Annotated in this window: 24 protein-coding genes; 20 read left to right on the top strand and 4 right to left on the bottom strand. The window is 61.3% G+C overall.

The window, feature by feature from the left end; all coding sequences use genetic code 11:
• Positions 1–2 precede the first annotated feature (2 nt).
• From AB4N85_RS07735 to AB4N85_RS07690, 10 genes are all read left to right on the top strand, one after another.
• Entirely contained in the window at positions 3–1,082 is a 1,080-nt protein-coding gene (locus AB4N85_RS07735) for a glycosyltransferase (protein WP_460067626.1), read from the top strand.
• Entirely contained in the window at positions 1,079–2,185 is a 1,107-nt protein-coding gene (locus AB4N85_RS07730) for a glycosyltransferase (RefSeq protein WP_150635431.1), read from the top strand. Before AB4N85_RS07735 ends, AB4N85_RS07730 begins: the two co-directional genes overlap by 4 nt.
• A gap of 1 nt (position 2,186) precedes the next feature.
• Positions 2,187–3,494, top strand: coding sequence for an O-antigen ligase family protein (locus AB4N85_RS07725; protein WP_236168964.1), 1,308 nt, complete (start codon positions 2,187–2,189; stop codon positions 3,492–3,494).
• Positions 3,488–4,417 carry a glycosyltransferase family 2 protein gene (locus AB4N85_RS07720; RefSeq protein WP_460067623.1) on the top strand — a complete coding sequence of 310 codons (930 nt, stop codon included), beginning with the start codon at positions 3,488–3,490 and terminating at the stop codon, positions 4,415–4,417. Before AB4N85_RS07725 ends, AB4N85_RS07720 begins: the two co-directional genes overlap by 7 nt.
• A gap of 17 nt (positions 4,418–4,434) precedes the next feature.
• Positions 4,435–5,853: an oligosaccharide flippase family protein gene (locus AB4N85_RS07715; protein ID WP_460067619.1), complete on the top strand. Its 1,419-nt coding sequence runs from the start codon at positions 4,435–4,437 to the stop codon at positions 5,851–5,853.
• A gap of 31 nt (positions 5,854–5,884) precedes the next feature.
• Positions 5,885–6,940, top strand: a complete 1,056-nt coding sequence (gene galE, locus AB4N85_RS07710; RefSeq protein ID WP_460067617.1) for a UDP-glucose 4-epimerase GalE — start codon at positions 5,885–5,887, stop codon at positions 6,938–6,940.
• A gap of 30 nt (positions 6,941–6,970) precedes the next feature.
• Complete coding sequence (locus tag AB4N85_RS07705; RefSeq protein WP_460067614.1) at positions 6,971–8,449, top strand: family 16 glycosylhydrolase; 1,479 nt, start codon at positions 6,971–6,973, stop codon at positions 8,447–8,449.
• 409 nt (positions 8,450–8,858) lie between these two features.
• Positions 8,859–10,043, top strand: coding sequence for an MFS transporter (locus AB4N85_RS07700; protein ID WP_460067612.1), 1,185 nt, complete (start codon positions 8,859–8,861; stop codon positions 10,041–10,043).
• A 27-nt stretch (positions 10,044–10,070) separates the two neighbouring features.
• Entirely contained in the window at positions 10,071–10,745 is a 675-nt protein-coding gene (locus AB4N85_RS07695; protein ID WP_460067610.1) for a polysaccharide lyase family 7 protein, read from the top strand.
• Between the two features lie 334 nt (positions 10,746–11,079).
• Positions 11,080–12,372: an MFS transporter gene (locus AB4N85_RS07690; RefSeq protein ID WP_095179835.1), complete on the top strand. Its 1,293-nt coding sequence runs from the start codon at positions 11,080–11,082 to the stop codon at positions 12,370–12,372.
• A 7-nt stretch (positions 12,373–12,379) separates the two neighbouring features.
• On the opposite strand, the gene AB4N85_RS07685 is transcribed toward AB4N85_RS07690, so the two are convergent.
• Positions 12,380–12,508 (bottom strand): hypothetical protein, encoded by a 129-nt coding sequence (locus AB4N85_RS07685; RefSeq protein ID WP_095179833.1) that lies wholly within the window; start codon positions 12,506–12,508, stop codon positions 12,380–12,382.
• A 132-nt stretch (positions 12,509–12,640) separates the two neighbouring features.
• A complete protein-coding gene (locus AB4N85_RS07680) occupies positions 12,641–13,192 on the bottom strand; it encodes a cytochrome b (RefSeq protein WP_252869434.1) in 552 nt (183 codons plus the stop codon).
• A 206-nt stretch (positions 13,193–13,398) separates the two neighbouring features.
• Here AB4N85_RS07680 and AB4N85_RS07675 point away from each other — a divergent pair, with 206 nt between their 5' ends.
• From AB4N85_RS07675 to AB4N85_RS07640, 8 genes are read left to right on the top strand one after another with little or no spacing between them, the layout of a single operon-like run.
• The gene (locus tag AB4N85_RS07675; protein ID WP_056785596.1) at positions 13,399–14,076 is read left to right on the top strand and encodes a thermostable hemolysin; all 678 of its coding nucleotides are present in this window, start codon (positions 13,399–13,401) and stop codon (positions 14,074–14,076) included.
• Complete coding sequence (locus AB4N85_RS07670) at positions 14,066–15,544, top strand: AMP-binding protein (protein ID WP_252869433.1); 1,479 nt, start codon at positions 14,066–14,068, stop codon at positions 15,542–15,544. The genes AB4N85_RS07675 and AB4N85_RS07670 overlap by 11 nt, the downstream gene beginning before the upstream one ends.
• A complete protein-coding gene (locus AB4N85_RS07665; RefSeq protein WP_252869432.1) occupies positions 15,544–16,218 on the top strand; it encodes a TenA family transcriptional regulator in 675 nt (224 codons plus the stop codon). Before AB4N85_RS07670 ends, AB4N85_RS07665 begins: the two co-directional genes overlap by 1 nt.
• Positions 16,205–17,014: an SDR family oxidoreductase gene (locus AB4N85_RS07660; protein WP_041478761.1), complete on the top strand. Its 810-nt coding sequence runs from the start codon at positions 16,205–16,207 to the stop codon at positions 17,012–17,014. The genes AB4N85_RS07665 and AB4N85_RS07660 overlap by 14 nt, the downstream gene beginning before the upstream one ends.
• Positions 17,011–17,655, top strand: a complete 645-nt coding sequence (locus AB4N85_RS07655) for a tetratricopeptide repeat protein (RefSeq protein ID WP_252869431.1) — start codon at positions 17,011–17,013, stop codon at positions 17,653–17,655. The genes AB4N85_RS07660 and AB4N85_RS07655 overlap by 4 nt, the downstream gene beginning before the upstream one ends.
• 11 nt (positions 17,656–17,666) lie before the next feature.
• Positions 17,667–18,329, top strand: a complete 663-nt coding sequence (locus AB4N85_RS07650; RefSeq protein ID WP_016774538.1) for a response regulator — start codon at positions 17,667–17,669, stop codon at positions 18,327–18,329.
• Positions 18,326–19,696 carry an ATP-binding protein gene (locus AB4N85_RS07645; RefSeq protein WP_122699283.1) on the top strand — a complete coding sequence of 457 codons (1,371 nt, stop codon included), beginning with the start codon at positions 18,326–18,328 and terminating at the stop codon, positions 19,694–19,696. Before AB4N85_RS07650 ends, AB4N85_RS07645 begins: the two co-directional genes overlap by 4 nt.
• A gap of 8 nt (positions 19,697–19,704) precedes the next feature.
• Positions 19,705–19,908, top strand: coding sequence for a hypothetical protein (locus AB4N85_RS07640; RefSeq protein WP_056785583.1), 204 nt, complete (start codon positions 19,705–19,707; stop codon positions 19,906–19,908).
• An 18-nt stretch (positions 19,909–19,926) separates the two neighbouring features.
• Here the strand turns inward: AB4N85_RS07640 and AB4N85_RS07635 are convergent, their stop codons facing one another.
• The gene (locus tag AB4N85_RS07635) at positions 19,927–20,814 is read right to left on the bottom strand and encodes a universal stress protein (protein ID WP_252869430.1); all 888 of its coding nucleotides are present in this window, start codon (positions 20,812–20,814) and stop codon (positions 19,927–19,929) included.
• A 444-nt stretch (positions 20,815–21,258) separates the two neighbouring features.
• Here AB4N85_RS07635 and AB4N85_RS07630 point away from each other — a divergent pair, with 444 nt between their 5' ends.
• Complete coding sequence (locus tag AB4N85_RS07630) at positions 21,259–21,471, top strand: hypothetical protein (RefSeq protein ID WP_460067604.1); 213 nt, start codon at positions 21,259–21,261, stop codon at positions 21,469–21,471.
• A gap of 44 nt (positions 21,472–21,515) precedes the next feature.
• Here AB4N85_RS07630 and AB4N85_RS07625 read toward each other — a convergent pair whose 3' ends face one another.
• Positions 21,516–22,436, bottom strand: a complete 921-nt coding sequence (locus AB4N85_RS07625; RefSeq protein WP_252869428.1) for a universal stress protein — start codon at positions 22,434–22,436, stop codon at positions 21,516–21,518.
• A 233-nt stretch (positions 22,437–22,669) separates the two neighbouring features.
• Between AB4N85_RS07625 and fnr the strand changes: the two genes are divergently transcribed.
• Positions 22,670–23,410 carry a fumarate/nitrate reduction transcriptional regulator Fnr gene (gene fnr, locus AB4N85_RS07620; RefSeq protein ID WP_252869427.1) on the top strand — a complete coding sequence of 247 codons (741 nt, stop codon included), beginning with the start codon at positions 22,670–22,672 and terminating at the stop codon, positions 23,408–23,410.
• Positions 23,411–23,472: the final 62 nt, after the last annotated feature.

Raw genomic sequence — 23,472 nt, 5'->3', positions numbered from 1 at the left:
CGATGCATATTCTGTTCACGCTCAAGGATTACCAGACTGGCGGCGGCGTCGAGTGCGTGCAGCAACGCCTCGCCGAGCAGTTTCTGGCGGACGGCCGGCGGGTGAGTTTTTTCGTCATGAACGGCGACTCGCCCAACGTCGACGGCGCGCCGAGCATGGCCGGTGGCGGCAGTGGGCTCGCGGGCTGGCTGAAATCGATCGTGCTGCTGCGCCGGCTGATCCGCCGTGAGGGCGTGACGCATCTGATTGGCGCCAAGGAGCAGGCCAACCTCTGCACCTGGTTCGCCACCCTGGGCAGTGCCTGCAAAGTCATCTACACCCGCCACGCCGCGCTGGATTGCGCCGAGCAGAACACCGGGCGCGCCAGCCTGCGCCTGTTGTACGCGCTGTACCTGTGCGGCAGCGGCAAGGTAGTCGCGGTGTCCCACGGTCTGCGCCAGTCGCTTGCCGGGTTGATGCCGTGGGGCCAGCCGCGCATCCGTTACTGCCCGAACGCAGTCATCAGCGAGCAACTGTTGCGTGCGGCACAGGCGCCGTTGCCCGGTGGCGTGCCCCATCATTATTGGCTGGGTGTCGGCCGGCTAGTGGAAACCAAGGGCTTCGCGCTGCTGCTCGACGCCTACGCCCTGGCGGCGCAACAACGCCCGCTGCCGTATCTGGTGATTGCCGGCGACGGCCCGTTACGCGCAGCGCTTGAAGCGCAGACACAACGGCTGGGCATCGAACGCCTGGTGCATTTCACCGGGCATCTGCGCAATCCCTATCCGCTGATCCGCCATGCGCAACTGTTGGTGCTCAGTTCTTTGCACGAAGGTTTGCCGACGGTACTGGTCGAGGCGCTGGCGCTGGGTACGCCGGTGATCTCCACCGATTGCGGCAGCGGTCCGCGCGAGTTGCTCGACGATGGACGCCTCGGGCGTTTGGTCAAGGTCAATGATGTGCCGGCCCTGGCTGAGGCGCTGCTCGACAGTCTGGCCAGCCGCGAACCCGAGCCGCCGCCCCGACATTCAGTCAGCGACGCGATCCTGCCCTATACCAGCCAGTACGCCGCGCAGGCTTATTACCAGGTGTGGAACCGATGAAAAAGCTGCTGATCATCCTCCAGGACCTCGGCGCCGGCGGCGCGGAGAAAATGATGGTGCGCCTCGCCGGTGCCTTGGTTGAGGCCGGCAACGAAGTCACGCTGCTGATGCTCACCGGTGCCGGCATCAATCAGCCGGCGCTCGACCCACGAGTCAGACAAGTGCTGCTCGACAGTCCGCGCAGCGCGGCGGCTGTGCCGGCACTGACACGGTTTTTACGCAGCAATCAGTACGACGCGCAACTGGCCGCCCTCACCCACGTCAACGTCGTGGCGATTGCCGCCGCCGCGCTGTCCGGGACGCTGGCGCGGCTGCATGTCAGCGAGCGCAATGCCTTTTCGCGGGACAAACACGTCAACCCGGCATTGTCGGTCAAGCTCGCCTACTGGCTGGCGCCGTGGTTGTACCGGCTGATTCCCAACCCGGTGATCTGCGTGTCACAAGGCGTCGCCGAGGATCTGGTCGACACCACCATCGCCCGCGCGCGCGATGTGACGACCGCTGACAACCCGGTGCTCGACAACGATTTTCGTGACAAACCCGCCGCCGCGCCCAGCCATCCCTGGCTGAAGGACAAAACCACCCCGGTGATCGTCGCCGTGGGTCGACTGGCGCAACAAAAGGGCTTCGACACTCTGATCGACGCCTTCGCCCGTCTGCCGCAACGCGATGCGCGGCTGATCATCTTCGGCGAAGGCGCCCTGCGCGGCGAACTGCTGGCCCAAGCGACAGCGCTCGGCGTCGCAGAGCGTTGCGATCTACCGGGATACGCCAGTGACCCTATCGCCGAGATTGCCCGAGCGGACTGTTTCGTCCTGTCGTCGCGTTTCGAGGGCAGCCCCAACGCGTTGGTCGAAGCCCTGTCGACCGGCACGCCGGTCGTGGCGACCCGCTGCCCGTACGGCCCGCAGGAAATCCTCGGCGATGGCGCCGTCGCCCCCTTGGTCGATGTTGACGATCCGGCCGCGCTCGCCAGCGCAATCAGCGCACAAATGGCCGCACCACGAGCCCTGCATCGCCAGCGGCGGATTGATGCCGCCGCGCGCTTCGTCAGCGGCCGCGCGGTGCAGACCTACCTCAAGGCGTTACTCGGGAGGCGCTGAGATGAACCGCCTGCAAGTGCGTTATTCGACACTGGCCGATGCCTTCACCTTGTTTGGCGTGCTGTTCTATACGCAAGTGATCGGCTTCTTTCTGCGCCTGGGGAATGTGAGCACGCTGGACGATGCCCAGCAGGATCTGGAAGGCAATCTGGCCAATCAGGTCTGCGGCTTGCTGACGTTGCTGGTGCCGCTGTTCTTCTTCATTCGCCACAAAGTGTTCCTCAGCAAGAGTTTCTACCGGCAGAACCTGTTTTTGCTGTTGTTTCTCGGCTGCGTGGCGGCGTCGATCAGTTGGTCGAGCGAGCCGATGCTCAGTTTCAAGCGTTTCGTTGCGCTGCTCAGCGTGGTGTTTTTTGCCGGTTTTATCGCTTGGCGCTACAGCATCGAGCGGATCGCTTTTCTGTTCGGCTGCGTGATCGGTGCAGCGGCGCTAGCCGGGTTGATCTTCGCCGTGATTCGCCCGGACATCGCCTTTATTTCCGGCGGCATCCGTGACGGGGCCTTTCGCGGGGTGTTCGCGGAAAAGAACGCTGGCGCACGCCTGAACGCGATTGCGATCCTGTTGCTGCTGCCGATGATCCGCCAGCGCAACCCGCTGGCCATGCTGTATGGGCTGTTCGCGCTGATCGCCATCGGTCTGGCGCAGTCAGCCACGGCGATTGCGCTGATCGTCGCCGGCACCGCCAGTTACGCCTACTTCATCACGCTGATCCGGCTGCGCATCAACCGCTCACTGCTGGCCTTCACCGCCGCCACGCTGGTGTTCTTCCTCTTGTGTGGGGTGCTTTACGCCAATTACGCCATGCTGCTGGAACTGGTCGGCCGCGACCCGTCACTCACTGACCGCACGTTGATCTGGGAGCTGTTGCAGCCGCTGATCGATGCGCAATTTCTCAAGGGCTATGGCTTCGGCGCGTTCTGGGCCAGTGCCGATGCCGATGCGTTTATCACGCGCTGGGGCTATATCGGCAATGCGCACAGCGGCTACGTCGAAACCCTGCTCAATGGCGGCCTGATTCAGTTGGTCGCTCTGCTGCTGATGTTTGCCCAGACCCTGAGCAAGCGCTATCGGGCAATCACGGCGGATCAGTCGGCGCGCTATCAGGCCTGTGCGCTGGTGATCATCGGCCTGTTCGTCGTTACCAATTACGTCGCCTACGTGATCCCCAACTATCGCTCGGGTGAGTTCCTGATCTTCTGCGTGCTCAGCCTGACCTTCCGCCATCACCTCGTCGCCCGTCCGCAGCCGCTGCCAGCGGCGAATGCTCGGCCAATGCGCGGCACTTTTCGGGAGCAACGCCCATGCTGAATGATCCCTCGGCCGTCACCGTGTGCGTGGTGATTCCGCTGTTCAACGCCGCCGCCAGCATTCAACGCACACTGGACTCGGTGTGCGCACAGACCCGCCTGCCGGACAAAGTGATTGTCGTCGATGACGGTTCCAGCGATGCCGGGCCAGAGATCGTCAAGCACTACGCCGCGCCCTTCCCCATCGTGCTGTTGCAGCAGCCCAACCAAGGCCCGGCCAGTGCGCGCAATCGCGGCGTGTTCAGCGCCGAAGAAACCTTTATCGCTTTCCTTGATGCCGACGACCGCTGGCATCCGGAAAAACTGCAAAAACAACTGGCACTGCACGCGGAATTGACCCGACAGGGACGCAAAGTCGGTTTGATCGATTGCTTTCAGATGAGCGAATTCAGTGATGGCAAACGCCAATTGGAGGATCGCTGTAAACACGGCGAGCACTTTGCCGACTTCATGCGCGAGAACATCATCAACGGCACCTCCGGCGTACTCGCCCTGCGCGAGATCATCGTCGCCATTGGCGGCTTCGATCAAAGCCTGCGCTTCGCTGAAGATCGCCTGTTGTGGACGCGCATCGCGGAAATCAGCGAGATCCACAGCGTGCCGCAGATCCTCCACTGGCGCGCCGTCAATGCCGCCAACATCACCGCGCAACCGCACAAGTATTACCCGCACAAGCTGCGCTTCATCCAGCTGTACCTGGCGCGTTACGGCACCCGGCTGAACCAGCAGCAGCGGATCTATTTCGTTCTCGCCAATCACGCGGAATTTCTCAATGCCTTTTCCCGGCGCGGCGATCATCGCCGGGTCATCGAGGTGTTCCGACAGATGCTCGGGCATTCGTGGCAGACGCTGTTGTTCTCCCGGGGCAAACCGACCCTGCGCTACCTCTACGCCTGCTTGAAAAGTCTGGGCAACAGCCGCTGAATTTCAGGGATCGCGCCATGGCCAACCGTCGCCTGATGACCCTCGCATGGATTTTCACCGAGAAGTTCGGCCTGATTTTCCTGTCGATGATCACCTTTGTCGTGTACGCGCATTTGTTGACGCCGACGGAGTTGGGCATCGGCACGTTGATCATCGCCGTGGTCGAAGTGGTCGGCATTCTGTTCTCGTCGATGCTGGAAGACCCGCTGGTGCGCCTGCAGCGGATGGAACACAAACACATCAGCAGCGTGTTCTGGTTTGCCGTGCTGGTCAGCCTGCTATCGATTGCGTTGATTTCTCTGGCGGTCGTGCTCTATACGCCGTCCACCGCGCTGCGCTGGATGACCGCTGTGGCCTCGGTGAAAATCCTTTTCACCCTGATGGCGCGGGTGTATGTGGCACAGATGCGCCGCAGCGGCAATTTCAAGCTGCTGGCCTCGCGCACCTTGCTCGGCAAAGTGGCTGGCGGGGTTGGCGGCGTGGCTGTTGCGCTGCTGGGTTTCGGCCCGTGGGCGGTGGTTGCCCAAGCGCTGATCATGGACGGCGTTTCCACGCTGGTGCTGATGCGCAGCGAACGTCGGCGCATTCCCTTGCTGATCGACCGCCAGGTGCTGGGCGAACTGCTGCGCTCCGGTCTGCCGGTCTGCGTCAACGTGATGAGTTCGCAAACCCTGCAACGCGGCGTCAATCTGATTCTTGGCCTGACTGCCGGGGCGCACGCGGTGGGCATGTTCAATCTGGCCATGCGCATCATCGATCTGCCGCGCTCGGCGATCTACAACGGCTTGATGAGTTACGCCTTGCCGGTGTTCGCCCGGCGCAGTGCCGAACCGGCGCGGCTGATCGGGATGATTGGCGATTCCACGGCGATCAGCGGCTTCGTGCTCACGCCGCTGTTCTTCGGCATCGCCCTGACCGCCGAAGACATCATCCTGCTGATCTTCGGCGCGAAATGGGCCGACGCGATTCCCTTGCTGCAAGTGCTCGCCTGTACGGCGGCGCTGGGCAATCTGGCGCTGTATGCAACTACTGCGCTGGTGGCGGTCAATCGCACGCACCTGACGCTCAAGGCCGAAGTTGCCACCACCCTGCTCGCGCTGGCGCTGGTGTATCTGCTCGGCGCGACCTACGGCGGCATGGCGGCGGCGCTGGCTTTGCTGCTGCGCATGCTGCTGATCACGCCGCTGCAGGTACGCGGCCTGCACGCCGCGATCGGTTACGACTGGCGCAGCTTCTTTCAGTCCAGTTACCGCAGCCTGCTTGCCTCTTTCGTGATGGTCGTCGTGGTGATGTGGCTGTCGCGGCAGACCGGCCTGTCCGGTTATGCGCACCTGGCCGGCGACATTGCCATCGGCACGCTGACCTATGCCTTGGCCTACAGCCTGCTGCACCCGCGCTGGCCGCAAGAATTCAAGTTGGTGTTCACCGCCCGCTGAGCTGCATTTCCTCGCAATGGAGTACGTCGTCATGCGCAAAACCACGTTGATCACGGGCGGTGCCGGCTACATCGGTTCGCACACGGCATTGCAACTGATCGAAGCCGGACACTCGGTGCTGATCCTCGACAATCTGTGCAACAGCAGCCGCGAAGCAGTCGCACGGCTGGAGCTGTTGAGTCATTCGCACGTCGATTTCATCGAGGGCGATATCCGCGACGCCGCGCTGCTGGAAGAGATTTTCAGCACCTACGCGATTGATGCAGTGCTGCATTTCGCCGGCCTCAAAGCCGTTGCGCAAAGCGTGCGCCGCCCCATGGATTACTACGCCAACAATGTGTTCGGCACGCTGAACCTGTGTCAGGCGATGGCCCGCGCCCACGTGTTCAATCTGGTGTTCAGTTCCTCGGCGACGGTGTACGGCGAGCCGGCCCGCATGCCCATCGTCGAAGAGCACGGCACCGGCAAACCGGCCAATCCCTACGGGCGCTCGAAGTTGATGATCGAAGAATTGCTCAGCGACCTTGCCCTCGCCGATTCACGCTGGAACATCGCTGTGCTGCGTTACTTCAACCCGATCGGCGCGCACCAGAGCGGGCTGATCGGCGAAGCACCCAGCGGTCGACCGAACAATCTGCTGCCGTGCCTGACCGAGGTTGCCAGCGGCCAGCGCGCGGCGTTGACCGTTTACGGCAACGACTATCCAACAGTCGACGGCACCTGTATTCGCGATTACATCCATGTGCTGGATCTGGCCGAAGGTCATCTCAAGGCGCTACAGGTTTTGCAGGACGACGAGCATGGCCTGCACGTGTGGAATCTCGGCAGCGGCACCGGCTACAGCGTATTGCAGATCATCAGCGCCTTCGAAGACGTCACCGGCCTGCGCATTCCCTACCGCTTCGCCCCACGCCGCGCCGGAGATATCGCCGAGTGCCGCGCCGACGCGAGCAAGGCCGGGCGCGAGCTGGGCTGGCGGGCGCAACGCGAGCTGACGCAGATGCTCATCGACAGCTGGCGCTGGCAGACCAGCAACCCATGGGGCTACCGCCCGCAACCGGCGCCGCTGCTGGCGGTGGGCAGCTGAACCGGCGCACATCCATGTTAGGGACGACTCATGAACAGATCACGATGCTTGCTGTTTGTCTTGCTGCTGCTGAGCGCTGGCGCCCGCGCCAATATTCCCCAACCGGTGGCTGACGGACTGGTGCTGTGGCTGGACGGCAATGATCCCGCCTCGATGACTCTGGAGGGGCAAAACCAGGTCGTGCGCTGGCTGGATAAATCCGGCAAGGGCAATGACGTCACCGTCGACAATCGCGCGGCGACGACATTGCCTACGCGCGTCGACAACGCCCTCAACGGCCACGGCGTGGTGCGCTTCAGCGGCACGGCGGCATTCATGGGCCAGGCGATTCGCACGAGCAAAGGCCCGGTGACGGTGTTCGTCGTCTCGCGGCGCTTGCCCGAGCAGGCCGGCGGCAAGGCCTGGCAGCGCCTGTTCAGCTCGCGGCCGCAACTGGCGGACAACGACAACGTCGCACCGAATTTCGGCATCAGTGTGCAGCAGACCACCGCCTACGAGCCAGCCCTGGCCTTGCTGGAAACCAGTGACGTGCCGATCGGCCCGTTCGCGGTGGCGCGCAATGCGGTGGGCACCTCGGAGATTCTGCGAGGCGACATCGCCGAGGTGTTGGTTTATGACCGCCCATTCAACAGCCAGGACGAACGCCGCAATGTGTTCGAGTATCTGGCGCAAAAGTGGGCGGTCGCCATTCCGCAGCAGGCCGATGCCTGGACCCGCGTCGGTCCGCTAGGACCGACGCCGACGCACGTTACGCCCGATCTGCCGTTATCGGACCAGGCCAATGCCGGCGGTTGGACACGCGATACGCGGCTGTCAGACGAATTCAACGGCAGCGCCCTCGATGCCGAACGCTGGCACGTCAACAACGCCACCGGTACCGATTCCCTCGGGCGCAAACCGGCGCTGTTTTTGCCGGAGAACGCCAAGGTCGGCAACGGCAATCTGAACATCACTTTCCGCAAACAGACCCTCCCGGAAAAATACGTCGCCCTGGGCTACAAGGACTACAGCTCGGCGATGGTGCGCACCAACGAACGGGGCATGTACGGCTATTACGAAGCCCGGGCGAAGCCGATGAATTCTGCCGGCTCCAGTGCGTTCTGGCTGGCGTGGACCGGGCTGCCGGACAACGCCACGGAAATCGACATCTTCGAAATCGGCGGCAAAACCCGCAATGAAGCCTTCGATCGTCGGTACAACATGAACGCCCATGTCTGGGCCAGACCGCAGAATGATCAACACCTGAGTTCCGGCAGCACGTGGAATGCCCCTTGGCGGCTGGCCAGTACCTTTCATGTCTACGGTTTCGACTGGCAACCCGAGACCTTGCGCTGGTATGTCGACGGCGTACTCGTCCGGGAAGCAAAAAACAGCTACTGGCATTTCCCGATGCAAATCGTTTTCGACAGCGAAGCGATGTGGGACTGGTTCGGGGTGGTCGACGATGCTGATCTGCCGTCGGTGTTTCGCATCGATTACGTCAGGGTCTGGACCCGCTCGCCGCAGTAGTGCGGTGTTCAATGGGTTTGGACCTTCGCTTGCATCCGCCACAGCGTGCGGAAACCTCCCTGACGCTCGCGCAGTTCTTCCGGCGTGCCGTCCTGCACTAACTCGCCTCTCTTCAAGCGCCATCCCCCGCCCCTCGATACCCGCAAAAACCCCTCGATCCTGCTCGCAAAGGTTGACGTGCGCCAAGCCAACCGAGCGGCTGCCCTCGCCCTTTGCTCTACCATCCATCGGCTGTGTTGGAAAATCATCAAACCCAAGTGCAAGTCCGTTATCAGAATCGATAACCACTCCAGCAACAGACATCCTCGAGGACACTCATGGCTAATGATCCCTCCAACTCCGATCGCATCTGGTCCAGACCGGAGCATGCGGTCGAGACAACCTTTCCTGCCAGCAATCCGATTTCACCGTGAGTCTTGACCGGCGCAGCCTCAATCTTGTCGCGGCAGCGTTCGCGCTGACGGCGTTGTCCTATGGCCTGGCGCGCTTCGCCTATGGACTGCTGCTGCCGCAGATTCGTCAGGATCTGACGCTCAGCGTGACCGCTGCCGGCTGGATCGGTGGCAGTGCGTTCGCCGCTTACTGTGTGGGCATCGTTGCGACGTTTGTCTGCAATGGCAAAGTCAGTCCGCGCGGGTTGACGGTGATGGCCGGTGCAGCGGCGACGCTGGGGATGGGCCTGGTGGTTATCGCTTGGTCGGGGTTGGCATTGGGTTGCGGCGTGGCGCTGGCGGGCTTGAGCACGGGTCTGACTTCGCCGCCATTGGCCAGTGCGGTGGCAGCGCGTCTTGATGATGCGGATCGCCCGCGGGCCAATGGTTTTATCAATGCCGGGACAGCGGCGGGAATCGTTTTTTCCGGTTTTGCGGCGATATTGGCGGCCGGGCAATGGCGCCAGCTGTATGCCCTGTTTGCCTTGATCGGCATCGGCGTCACGATCTGGCTCTGGTTTGCGGTACCGCGCCGGGTCGAGCGTGACGTCGCGCAGAGCTTCTCGCTGGCAATGCTGCGTCGACCCGGCGTACTGCCTTTGTGCGCCAGTGCTTTCCTGATGGGCCTGGCGAGCACGGCGATCTGGACATTCGGCGCCGATATTTTGCGCAGTGAGGCTGGTTTCTCCGATCAGGGCATTGCGTGGGCGTGGATGGTATTGGGCGCTGCGGGAATCAGCGGCTGCATGACCGGTGTGCTCACCGGCCGCTTCGGTGTCGCACGCATGCAGCATCTGGCGCTTGCCGGGATCGCCCTCGGGACATTGGGCCTTACTGGCGCATCAGTTTCCGCCGGATCGGGCCTCGCCGCGATGTGCCTGTTTGGCGCGGCCTACATCGTTTCTTCAGGCGTTTATCTGCTGCAAGGCATTCGTTTGTTGCCGGACCGCCCGGACCTGGGACTGGGCATTCCGTTTCTGCTTCTGGCGCTCGGTCAGACCGCTGGCACGCCGGTTTTCGGCGCAGTGCTGGAGGCAACGGGCGTGACCTTTGCCCTGTGTGTTTTCGCGGCGGCCGCTTGCGCGGCCATGGTGCTGTGCCCAAGAGATGGTGAAAGTCCGCGCAGACAGATGTGCCAATCCACCGAAGGCTTGGGTCGCTAATGATTTTTATCGTCAGGAGTACAAACCATGGCCGTAAACATCAGCAATCTCACCCTGTCCACCCCGGTGGCCGTTTCGGCAACCAACCCGGTCGCGCTCGAGCTCAACGGCGCCGAGGCCATTGCGCAGTTCCCGAGCATCGTCACGGTGTTGCCCGACGGATCCCTGCAACTGTCCGCGCCGACCAAAGGCGCCTCGAGCAAGAGCACTCACCGCACTCGCTGCGAATGGAAAGAATCCTTCTATTGGTCGCTGGCCAGCGCCGCTGACCACCTCAACTATCAGGAAATGACCGTGACCAAGGTCAACTCTGCGCAGAAAGTGGTTATCTCGCAGATGCATGTGAAAAACGACGACAGCCCTGCAATCAAAGTGTTCTGGCAGAAAGGCAACATCACCATGGGCTTCCGCCAGAGCTTCAACCAGCCCACCCCGGTCAACACCACGGTGCTCAAGGGCGTGCCGCTGGGGGCGAAGTTCAAGATCACCATTCGCGCCAATTCAGCCGGCGTGGCTCGAGTCACCGTTGACTACAACGGCGTTGTCGGTACATCAGGTGATTTGCAGCTCGACTCAACGTGGAATTCGCAGGTGTTCAATTTCCACGGCGGGGTCTACAACCAGATCGACTACACCGACGCCACGCCACCAGAGGATGGCTCGATCTGCATCATCAGTGACTTGTTGATTTCGCATACCTAGGCGCTGAAACGAGCAAGGGCCTGCGTAGCTTTTGCATGCATGGCCCTTGTCGGAGCTCAGCCCGATGATCGGTTTTCATTCTCCTCTCGAACCTCAAAACAGCCTGCGTCCTAACGTCGCAGCCTTCAGCTATTGGCAAAACCTGCGCAAGCCGTAGAATCCCGCGCGCTCTCGCATCGCGCGTCTGGTCACAGACGCGAACTTGCAGGGCTGGCCATGTCGTCCGACGCCACCACCCTGCCCGATCGGCAGACATTTGCACAACACCTGTTCCAGCCTGGCAACCGCATGCGCAGTGGCGCACGTTGCGCTGTTCGATTTCTTGAGGTTTTTTATGTCTCCGCGTTTGCTGGCCATGGCGCTGGCGCCCCTGCTCGGGCTGTTCATTATTGCTCTGGGCAACGGTTTTCTGTCTTCCCTGACCACCCTACGCCTGGACGCCGCCGGTGCCTCGGCGACGATGATCGGAGTTGTGTCGTCGGCCTATTTCATCGGCCTGACGCTGGGCGCGGTGTTCAATGACCGGCTGATTCTGCGCATCGGCCATATCCGTGCCTACGGCAGCTTCGCCTCGCTGATTGCCGTCACGATCCTGTTGCAGGGTCTGTTCTACGACACCTGGGGCTGGCTGGTCCTGCGCCTGATCAATGGCTGGGCCACGGTGGGTGTATTTCTGGTGATCGAAAGCTGGCTGCTGCTGGCCGGTGACGAGAAGATTCGCGGGCGCCTGCTCGCGCTGTACATGATCGTCCTTTATGGCGCTGGCGTTCTGGGCCAGGCGACGTTGGGCACCATCACTGGCATGAGCGACAGCGCGCCGTTCATGGTCGCCGGCATGCTTGCTGCGCTGTCGGTGCTGCCGATCGTGATCCTGCCGCGTGTGTCGCCGCTGCTCGACCAGGTCGAGCCGCTCAAGCCCCGGCAACTGTTGGGCGTGACGCCGACCGGGCTGGTCGGCTGTTTCGGCTCGGGGGTGACCATCGCGGCGATCTACACCTTGTTGCCGCTGTATCTGCAACGCAGAGGTCTGGACGTCGGAGAAGTCGGCAGCATGATGGCCTGGACGATTCTCGGCGCGATGCTGCTGCAGTATCCGGTCGGACGCTGGTCCGACCGCACGGATCGCTTGCAGGTGCTGACGCTTCTGACGGTGGCGTGCACCGCGTTATCACTGGTGATTGTGCTGCTGCCGCTGTCTTCGACAATGCTCGCGGCGATGCTGTTTCTGCTCGGTGGCGGCGTCTTCGCGCTGTACCCGGTTGCCGTCAGCCACGCGGCCGACCGCGCGCCGGCCGAAGCGTTGGTGCCGATGATTCAGGGTTTGCTGCTGATCAACTCGCTGGGCTCGGCCATCAGTCCGATGATGATCTCGCCGGTGATGAACTCGTTCGGCGCCAACGGCCTGTTCTGGGTATTTGCGGTGGTCAACCTGAGCATGGTCAGCTTTTTCTTCTGGCGCCGCGGCAAACGCCCGGTGCCGGCCAACCCCGCACCTTTCACGGCGGCAGCAACCTACTCGCCGACGGGTGCGGAGTTGCGCGTCACCGAGGATTTGCGTGTGGCCGCTGAGGAGCATCCGGCGATGATGGATGCGATCAGCGGGGAACTGGTGACGCAGCCACGGTGACCGCTGATCAGCAACTGCCCGGCGGGATGCCGTCCTTGTTGAAGTCCTTCAAGCGCTCGCGCTCTTCTTCGGTGGAATGCGCCGGGGTGGTTTGATCCGGTACCTCTTGCGGCACTTCGGTATTTTCTTCAGTCATGGCTTTGCCCTCGTTGTCGATGCTATTTCGGCATCGGCGAGGGCTGGCAGTTCCGGATTTTCAGCTCCACCGCAGCCATGCGCTTCAGTTACGGCGAGCATTACCTTCAGCGAACAGCGCCAGATGCTTGCCTCAAGAGCGGGTACGCTCAATCAGCATCCTCTGCAACGTGTTGTCCTTCACCCAGTAATGATGGAACAGCCCCGCCAGCGCGTGCAGGCCGATCAGCCAGTAGCCGGCACTGCCAATCCATTCGTGCCAGTACTTGAGTTGTTTGGCCAGGTCCGGATCAATAGCCACCGGCGCCGGCACATGGAAGCCGAAGTACGGAAACGGTTTATCGCCCGCCGCGAGCATCAGCCAGGCCAGGACAGGCGTGACAATCATCAATCCATACAGCGCCAGGTGCGTCAGGTGCGCAACTGCGGTCTGCCACGCCGGTGGTTTGGGGGTGATCGGTGGACGCGGGGTCAGGCGGCCGATCAGGCGGATCCACACTAACGCGAAGATGCTTGCGCCAAACAGCCCATGCATACCCATCAGCAGGCCGCGTGCTTCGCTGCCTTTGGGCATATAGCCTTTGATTTCGACGCACGCATACACACCGACGAACAACGCCAGCATCAGCCAATGCAGGATGATTGAGAGTTTTCCATAACGGGTTACAGCGGTGTCGCGAATCATAGGAAACGCCTCGTGATTGTTGTGGAGCGACGATCATCTCGCTCGAAATTATCGATCCGGTTGCCCTGAATCAAGGCTAACCATGCTTGCCCAGCCTTAAGGGAGTCTGAAGATCGGCGCTGCGGTTAACGGTTTTTCATCTTCAGACTTCGTTAAGAAATGGCTTGGATACTGCGCTCAAACCCATTGAGGGAGGCGTTCTGCCCATGCCCGAATTCGACTGGAACATCCCGCTGCCCTTGCACTTCGGCCAGGCCGAATCGTTGCCGATGACGCTGAGAAACGCGTTGCCGGAGGACGAGCTGCGCGCGCCCTTCGAAGCCTTTATCCAGCAGCGTTTTCGCACGGCTCACGGTGCCGAAATCCGCCATTTCATGCCCGAGCTGTTCGGCATGCACAACAGCGATGGCCAGTTGTGCGCAGTGGCCGGGGTCCGTCGAGCGCATCTGGAGGCACTGTTTCTCGAGCGCTATCTGGATGAACCGATCGAGCCGTTGATCAGCGCCGCCGCCGGTCGTGCAGTGGATCGCAAGGTCATTGTCGAAGTCGGCAACCTCGCCGCCAGCGATACCGGCAGTGCGCGCCTGAGCATCATCGCCATCACCTATCTGCTGGCCATGGGCGGCCTGGAATGGGTGACCTTCACCGGCAACATCGGACTGGTCAACAGCTTCCATCGCCTCGGTTTGAAGCCCGTGACATTGTGCGCCGCTGATCCACAGCGACTGGGTGACGAGCGTCAACACTGGGGCAGTTATTACGAAAGCAAACCCTGGGTGCACGTCGGCAACATTCGCGCGGGATTTGTTCATCTGCGCAATATTGGCCTGTTCACTCGCCTGGGTTTGCCGACTTCCGTTGAAGGAGCCTGCCATGTCGCTTGAATTGCAGCGCTTCCAGGAAACCCTGCGCGACCATGCCCGACGCAATGACAACGCCTCAGCCCTGTGGGGCGACACGCTGAGAATAGATTACGCCACGCTGTATGCCGAGGTGTTGTATCGCCAGGAGCGCCTGCGCGATGAGCAGGTGCAGGTGATTGCGCTGGCGCTGGACAACGGCGTCGACGCGATGCTTTGGGATCTGGCTGTGTTGTTCGAAGGCTTGACCTGCGTAACGCTGCCACCGTTTTTCAGTGCCGCGCAGCGCGCCCATTGTCTGGAGCAGAGCCAGGCCGAACGGGTGATCGCCGAGCCGGAACTGCAAGCCGAGCTGCTGGCGGCGGGCTATGAATTACGAGGTGAATTCTGGTGTCGCTCGTTCAATGGCCCGAGTCGCATGCCGGCGGGCACCGCGAAACTCACGTTTACCTCCGGGACCACCGGCACGCCGAAAGGGGTGTGCCTGAGCGCCGACAGCTTCCTGCGAGTTGCCCGGGAGCTTGATCAGGCAAGCGCAACCGCTGGACCGGAGCACCATCTGGCGCTGTTGCCTTTGGCGATCCTGCTGGAGAACCTGGGCTGTTATACCGCGCTATACGCCGGTGCGGTGTTGAGCCTGCCAAGCCAGACAACCCTCGGCATTCAAGGTGCCAGCGGCATCGATGTTGCGCGCCTGCTCGGTTATCTGGGCAAGCGTGCGCCGGAGAGTCTGATACTCGTGCCACAGCTGCTGCAAGTTCTGGTCAGCGCCGCTGAACAGAAGGCTTTCGATCCGCAAACCTTGCTCTTCGCCGCGGTCGGTGGCGCGCGGGTGTCAGCGGATCTGCTGCACCGCGCGCAACGGGTCGGGTTAGCGGTTTACGAGGGATACGGCTTGTCCGAGTGCGCCTCGGTCGTATGCCTCAATCGCCCCGGCGCGCGCCGTCCGGGCAGCGTCGGGCGCCCTCTGCCTCATATAGAGGTGCGGTTGGCCGAGGACGGGGAAGTGCTGATCAAGGGTTCGGTGTTGCTCGGTTATCTGGGGGAGCCGGCGTATACCGATCAATGGTGGCCGAGTGGCGACCTGGGCGAGTTCGATCCGGAAGGTTTTCTCTATCTCAAGGGCCGCAAAAAACACCAATTCGTCACCAGCTACGGGCGAAACGTCAACCCGGAATGGGTCGAGTCGGAACTGACCCAGCGCCGCCACATCGCTCAAGCGTTCGTCTATGGCGAGGCGATGCCGCACAACCACGCCCTGCTCTGGCCGCATCGTCCGGACTGCACCGATGCCGAGCTGACCGCCGCCGTCGCCGAAGCGAACGAGGCGTTGCCCGATTACGCCCAGGTGTATCAGTGGACGCGCCTGGCGCAGCCCTTCACCGCCGCCAACGGCCTGCTCACCGCCAATGGCCGGCCGCGCCGCGACGCCATCATCGCGCAGTACCGCACGCAACTGACCGAATCCGCCACTTCCGAGGAATCCGCATAATGAGTTTTTTCGACACCCTGCAAGAAGCCACACAACGCGAACGCCACGAGCTGTTCAACCTGCCGATCATCGTCGATGCGTTGCAAGGCAAGGTCAGCCTCGACAGCTATCGGGCCTTTCTTGCCCAGGCTTACTACCACGTGCGCCACACCGTGCCGCTGATGATGGCTTGCGGTGCACGCCTGCCGACGCGCCTGGAATGGCTGCGCAAAGCGGTGTGCGAGTACATTGAGGATGAATACGGCCACGAGCAGTGGGTACTCAACGACATTGCCGCCTGTGGTGGTGATCGCGACACCGTGCGCGATGGCCAGCCGTCATTGTCAATCGAGCTGATGGTCAGTTTTCTCTACGACCTGATCGCCCGGGGCAATCCGGTGGGTCTGTTCGGCATGGTGAACGTGCTCGAAGGCACCAGCATTGCCCTGGCGACCCACGCGGCGGGGAGCATTCGCGATCGCCTGGCGCTGCCGGAAACGGCATTCAGCTATCTGAGCTCCCACGGCGCGCTCGATATCGAGCACATGCAGACCTATCGGCGGTTGATGAATCAGCTGGAAGACCCTGACGATCAAGCGGCGGTCATTCATGCTTCGAAAGTCGTCTATCGGCTCTACACCGACATGTTCCGTGATCTGCCCCGCGACGCTGAGGCCCAACATGCAGCTGCATGAAGCCCGCGTGGTCCTGACAGGTGCCAGTGGCGGCATCGGCCTGGCCATCGCCAGTGCCTTGTGCGCCGCCGGTGCCAGGGTATTGGCCGTGGCGCGGCATCAGGAGGCGCTGTTGCCGCTGCTTGAGCGGTATCCGCAGAACCTGTGCTGGGTCGCCGCCGACCTGACCTTCCTCAGCGATCGGCGCAAAGTGTTGGCCGCCGCCGACGCCATCGGCGGCATCAACCTGCTGATCAACGCCGCCGGGGTCAATCACTTCGCCATGCTCGAACAGCTCGATGACAGTGACATCAACGCGATGCTGGCGGTGAATATCAGCGCGCCAATCTGCCTGACCAAAATGCTCTTGCCGCAGCTCAAGCAGGCTGACAGCGCGATGGTGGTCAACGTCGGCTCGACCTATGGCTCGATCGGCTACCCAGGTTACGCCAGTTATTGCGCGAGCAAATTCGCCCTGCGCGGATTCTCCGAGGCGTTGCGCCGCGAGCTGGCCGACACGCGGGTCAGCGTGTTGTATGTAGCGCCCCGGGCCACCCGCACCTCGATGAACAGCGCCGCTGCGCAAGCCTTGAACGATGCCCTCAAGGCCAGCGTTGACGATCCGCAGACCGTGGCGTCGGCAGTGATGCATGCGATTGCCGGCGACCGTCGTGATCTGTACCTAGGCTGGCCGGAGCGATTTTTCGTCCGTTTGAACAGCTTACTTCCGCATCTGGTGGATCGCGGTCTGCGCAAGCAATTGCCACTGATCCGCCGTCTCAGTGAAAAACCTGACAACGAGGCTTCAAAGCCATGAAAAAACTCTCCACATGCCTGCTGTTTGCCGCCCTCAGTCAAAGTGTCTGGGCGCTTGAGCCGGCTGATCAGCAACGTCTCACCGGCATCCAGCAGAACTGGGCGCACATTCAATACGAGGTCGCGGAAAAGCAGCGCGCCGCAGCGTTCGAGCAATTGGCCAGCGAAGCCAACGCGTTCGCCACGCAACGTCCGAATGTGGCCGAAGCCTGGATCTGGAAAGGCATCGTCACCAGCAGTTGGGCCGGTGCCGAGGGCGGGCTCGGTGCCCTGGGCAAAGCCAAGGACGCCAAAGCGGACCTGGAAAAATCCCTGACGCTTGACCCTAAAGCCCTGCAAGGCTCGGCATACACCAGCCTCGCTGCATTGTACGACCGCGTACCGGGCTGGCCGATCGGCTTCGGCGACAGCGACAAGGCCGAGCAATTGCTCAAACAAGCCCTGCAGCTCAACCCTGATGGCATCGACAGTCTGTACTTCTGGGGCGACCATCTCTACCGTCAGAAGCGCTACGCTGAAGCCAAGGCAGCGCTGATCAAGGCCAGACAAGCCGCACCCCGTGCGGGCCGCGAAAGTGCCGACGCCGGACGTCGCAAAGAGATCGACACCTTGCTGGTGGACGTGAACAAGAAACTCGACTGAAAGGAGTGCGCGTGCGTTTATTACTGATCGAGGATGACGTAGCGCTGGGTGAAGGCATCTATCAGGCGCTGGGCCGCGAGGGATACACCGTCGACTGGCTCAAGGACGGCAGCAGCGCCTTGCATGCACTGCTCAGCGAAACGTTTGATGTCGCCGTGCTGGACCTCGGTCTGCCGCGCATGGATGGCCTTGAAGTGTTGCGTCGTCTGCGTGACAGCGGTTCGAACCTGCCGGTATTGATTCTCACCGCTCGCGATGCCACCGAAGACCGCATTGCCGGACTCGACGCCGGTGCTGACGATTACCTGGTCAAGCCGTTCGACCTCGCCGAACTCAAAGCCCGCCTGCGCGCCTTATTGCGCCGCAGTGCCGGGCGCGCTCAGGCGCTGATCGAACACGCCGGCATCAGCCTCAACCCCGGCACCCAGCAGGTCAGTTATCAAGGCCAACCGGTCGCGCTCACCCCCAAGGAATATCAGCTGCTGCACGAACTGCTGTCGCCGCCGGGGCGGGTGATGACTCGCGATCAATTGATCCAGTTGCTTTACGGCTGGAATGAAGAAGCGGAAAGCAACACCCTGGAAGTGCACATTCATCACCTGCGCAAGAAGTTCTCCACCGACCTGATCCGCACCATCCGCGGCGTGGGTTATCTGGTGGAGGAGCGTCGATGACCTCGATCCGCCGGCGCACGCTGACCCTGATCATCGGCCTGTTACTGGCCGGTCTGGCGGTACTCAGCCTCTTCAACGTGCATGACAGCAACCACGAAATCGCCGAGGTCTACGACGCGCAATTGGCGCAGAACGCACGCCTGCTGCAGGGCGTGATGCGTATGCCGATGGCGAGTACCGAGCACGCGCAGTTGTATCAGGCCTTCAATCAGGCTCTCGGGGAAGCCAAGCCCCGGGTTGACGGACATCCTTACGAAAGCAAAATCGCCTTCCAGGTGTGGAACCCGCAAGGCGAGGTGCTGGTACACACCGCCAGTGCGCCCTCCTTCACTGCGCCGCCGACGAGAACGGGCTTCAGCGACGTCGTCGATCTGAAAGGTCGGCAATGGCGAGCGTTCATGCTGGAAGACAAGCAGAACGGCCTGCGCATCTGGGTCGGCGAGCGCGACGATGTGCGCACCGACCTGGTCGACCGCATCGTGCGCCACACGCTGTGGCCGAACATGCTTGGCAGCCTGATCCTCGCCGCGATGATCTGGCTGGCCATAGGCTGGGGACTCAAGCCCCTGGCAGACATGGCGGCGACTCTGCGCGCCCGTCACAGTGGTTCACTTGAGCCGCTGCAACTGACGCCCCTGCCCAGTGAGCTGGAGCCCATGCAGGCAGCGCTCAATCGCATGCTCGCGCAGATTCAGGAAGTGCTCGGCCGGGAGCGTCGCTTTATCGCCGATGCCGCGCACGAAATGCGCACGCCGCTGGCGGTGCTGCGGGTGCATGCACAAAATCTGCAGGAGGCCGGTACCGAAGAAGAGCGCCGTGAGTCACTTGAGTTTCTGATCTCCGGAGTCGACCGCACCAGCCGGCTGGTCAACCAACTGCTGACCATGGCGCGTCTTGAACCCAAACCCAACCCGCCGCCACTGCAACGCATTGATCTCAGCGAAACCGTACGCAACAGCCTGGTGCAATTGACACCGTGGTTGCTGAGCAAACACCTTGAATTGATCTTCGAAGTCAGCGACCAACCTTTTCACGTCCTCGCCGACCCCGCCGCCATCGACATTGCGCTTAATAACCTGATCACCAACGCGGCCAATTTCTCTCCCGAGCACGGTGCGATCACCGTGCACCTGAGCAAGTCCGAGGGCTTCTGTCATTTGACGGTCGACGATCAAGGGCCGGGAATCGATGAATCAGCCAGAGAGCGATTGTTCGAGCGTTTCTACAGCCGTGGCACGGCGCATGGCGCCGGATTGGGGTTGACCATTGTCAACACCATCGCGATGCGACTGAACGGACGGATTGAACTGACAAACCGCGCAGAGGGAGGTTTGAGGGCGACGTTATCGATTCCGGCAGGGGAATAATCATCCGATTGATTCAGCTGTATGCCGCCGGCCCCAAATACCTGCTGCTCAGCGCTCTGCTCTACGCGCTTGGCTCGTTGATTTACCTGGGCACGCTGAAAACACGTCAGGGTCAGCCGCTCAGCGGTCCGGAAACGGGTGTGTTGATCATCATCTGGGCCGCCGCGATTTACGCTGGCCGGATGTTGTGGGCCGGAACGCTGACTTTGTAAGGTGCACCAGCGTTTTCGCTAGACCGCCAGTACGCTGCAGGGAACCTGGTACAGAATATGTTCGGTGGTACTTCCCAGCAGTTTTTCCAGCCCGTGACGTTGAACCCTGCCCATCACAATCACATCCACATCGTGCTCTTCGGCAAACTCACTGATCACCGCCACGGGATGCCCCTCCCTGCTATGCCTGTGCTCGTCCGTCACACCGAATTTCCTCGCCAAAGCGCTGTAATGCGCTTGCAGTTCCTTGCGCCGGGCATTCATCAATTCCGAAACAGTCCAGTTGTTCACCACTTCATCCAGATAATTTTGCGAGACGTCATAGGCATATAACAGGTGCAACTCTGCACCGAACTGAGTGGCGAAGGATGTCGCCTGTTCGACGATCCGGTCATTGAGAGCGCCCCCATCATCTTCGCTTGCAGCTACATCCACTGCCGCTACGACCTTGCGCGGCAGACCCGGGCCAGCAGCGCCCAACAAGTAGACCGGCACCGGACAGTCACGCAGCAGCTGCCAATCCAATGGGGTAAACAAAGCGCGTTTGAGTAAGGATTCGTGCTGCACTTCCTTGATCAGCAAATCGGGCTGGTTCACGGTGACGTGATCGAGGATCTCCCGTTTCATGTCTTCGGACCAGCCAACCTCCGTCGTCACCCGCAAACCTTCGGCTCGCAGGCTGGCAGCCTGGCTTGCCAGCCACTCGTGATGGTCCTGCAAATAGGCCGCACGGGCCCTTGCCCGATCCCCTTCCTCCAGCAGCGAAAGGATATCCCACCATTTGATCAAGGCTGCGATATGCAGCGACGCGCCGCTGGATTTAGCCAGGGCGGCGGCCTGGCTTATCGCCGGAGAATGGCGCAGGGCCGGGTTGATGATCAGCAACAAGTGTTGATATTGGCTCATGTTTGTCCCCAGAGAGATGGACATCTGCGCTCATGTCACTCGCAGCTGACCCGGGCCGAAAGAATCAGACAACAACGTCAATCGAGGTTGCGCCATAGCTCGGCGACGTCCTTGATAAATGTCATATGCAAGGCGGATGGTGCTCGTCCCCCCCACTGAGAAACCTGAATATGGAGGCTTGTCCACCACCCTTGCGCAAGCGCCTGGGAAACCGACAAAGCGGCGATGAAACTGGCGAGCGGCATTGATCTGGATCAATCGCTGCGACGACAAACTGGATCGAAATAGGGTCATGATTCGGCGGCGCCCGCGTTTCGGATCAGCGACAGTCACAAGCTGCTCGAACGCGTGAAAGTTATAGATGCGGCCACAGGGTGACAGGTCCGCAACCCACCCTCATTCTTGCTTTGCGAGGTTCACGATATGGTCATCAATGATCCAGCCATGACAACCGCCAATGCCCGCGACGCAATCGATGACAGTGGCGCACTGTTTCACGAAGCCGATCGGCTCAGCGAACAGGCCTACGCCGTCCTTGAAGAGCCGTTTTCTCCAGACACCATGCACAAGTTCAGCGAAGCGAGGAAACGCGCCGATGAGAAATATCGGCACGCCTGGCAACAATGGCAATACGCACACGGCGGGCGCAGTCACTGATTGATTACCCCCAACCGATTACCATCAACTGCTGCGATGACCGGTCAGGCTGTGGCAGGCATTGCCTTGACCATCAACAAGCTGCAAGGAGCCCGGTTCATCAGGCATTCGGCCGTGCCGCCGATGAAGCCGTCCAGCGTTTGATGGTGACAGATGCCGAGCACCAGCAGGTCGAACGCGTTCTGCCGGGCGAAGTCTTCGATCACCCGGAACGGGACACCCGAGAGCAAGTGGCTATGCTCTTCATCGAGACCATAGCGCTCGGCCAGCGTATCGAAGGCTTCCTGCTGAGTATCGTTGATCGCATCGCGCAAACTGTGGTCCAGGCTCAAGTTCGGCACACTCATCGCCGCATCACCCACCACTGACCAGTTGCTCACATTCAACAAGTGCAGCGACGCATCGCATTTCGCTGCCAATGTCGATGCAACGCCGAGTATCCGGTCGTTGAGCCCTTGGGTCAGATCCTCGAGATGCGACAGGTCAATGGCCGCCAGTATCTTCAAGGGTTTCGGATGTGCGGCCTCGGTGACCAGATGCACGCAGGCGGGACAATCTCGTATTAATAGCCAGTCCAACGGCTGGTGAAACGTTTGATTGAGCGCCGAAACATGGTGAGCATCCTTGATCACCAGATCAACATGAAAGTCGTTGATGTACTCAAGTACATGCGCCGGCGTGGCCCTGGCCCAGACCACTTCGGTGCTGATTTGCACGCCAGCGCCACGTTGAAACCGGGCCTGCTGCTCCAGCCACTGGCGATGCATCTGCAAATAGCCTTCACGCGCTTGCGCCATGGCGTCGTGGTCGAACAGACCGGCCAACGCCAGGGACTGGACATGATCGAACGCCACGATGTGCAGCAACGCGCCAGTGGCCCGAGCCAGCGCCTGGGCGCGATCAAACGCCGGGGTGCGGGTCATTTCGGCAGGTGCGATCAACAGAATTCGTTTGAGCCTGAACATCACGAGTGTTTCCAGTCAGCGCCATCGGACGATTCTGCAACTCTGCCAACCGCCACGCTTGATATGCATCAAGTTTCCCCATTAACCCTGCAATACAAGAGCGGCGAAGAGCCCGACGCCTCTGTGAGTTCCCTCCCCGCCGTTCGTCCGTAATCACGCTGGCACGCCAAACGAAAAGTACGTGCGCTGCGAAGACTTCTATGCTTATCACACTCATTGGAGGCTGCTTATCCATGCTTGAAGCCCACTCGCCCCCGCCGATTCTCAAAACTGCCTGTTCCAACTGCAGCGTGATTGAGTTGTGCCTGCCGCTCGGTCTGACTGGCCCGGAGGTTGATCGACTCGACACACTGATCGTGCAGCGATACAAGGTGAAGAAAGGCGCTGCTCTCTACCGGACGGGGGACCCGCTACGCTCGCTGTACGCCGTGCGAATAGGCTCGTTCAAGACCAGCGTGGTCTCCGTCGACGGCCGCGAGCAAGTGACCGGTTTTCATATTCCCGGCGAAATGCTCGGGCTCGACGCCATCAGTATCGATCAACACGCGTGTACTGCGTATGCGCTGGAGGACAGCGAGGTCTGTCCGATTCACTTCGCACAGCTGGAAAAACTCGCGCAAAGCCTGCCATCCCTGCAGCACAATCTGAATAAACTGCTGAGCCGGGAAATTGTGCGCGATCACAGCATGTTGATGCTCATGGGCAACATGAACTCAGATGAGCGCCTCGCGGCTTTCCTGCTCAACCTCTCACAACGCCTCAGCTCCCGTGGCTATTCCTCGAAAGAGTTCGTGCTGAAAATGCGCCGTGAAGAAATCGGCTCCTACCTTGGGCTGCGTCTCGAAACCATTTGCCGCGGCATTGCCCACTTGCGCGATCAGGGTTTGGTGGAAATCACCGCACGCGACGTAAAAATCCGCAACATGGACGGCCTCAAGCAGATGGTGTCGGGCTGCAACCGCCAGCAGCATTGAGCCCGTCCATGAGTTCCTGCCATGCCTTCGCCATCCCTCGGGCAAGCCATATCGAAGCGATG

The organism is Pseudomonas sp. H1_G08 (genome assembly GCF_054681355.1).
This window is presented reverse-complemented; position numbering and strand designations above follow the sequence as displayed.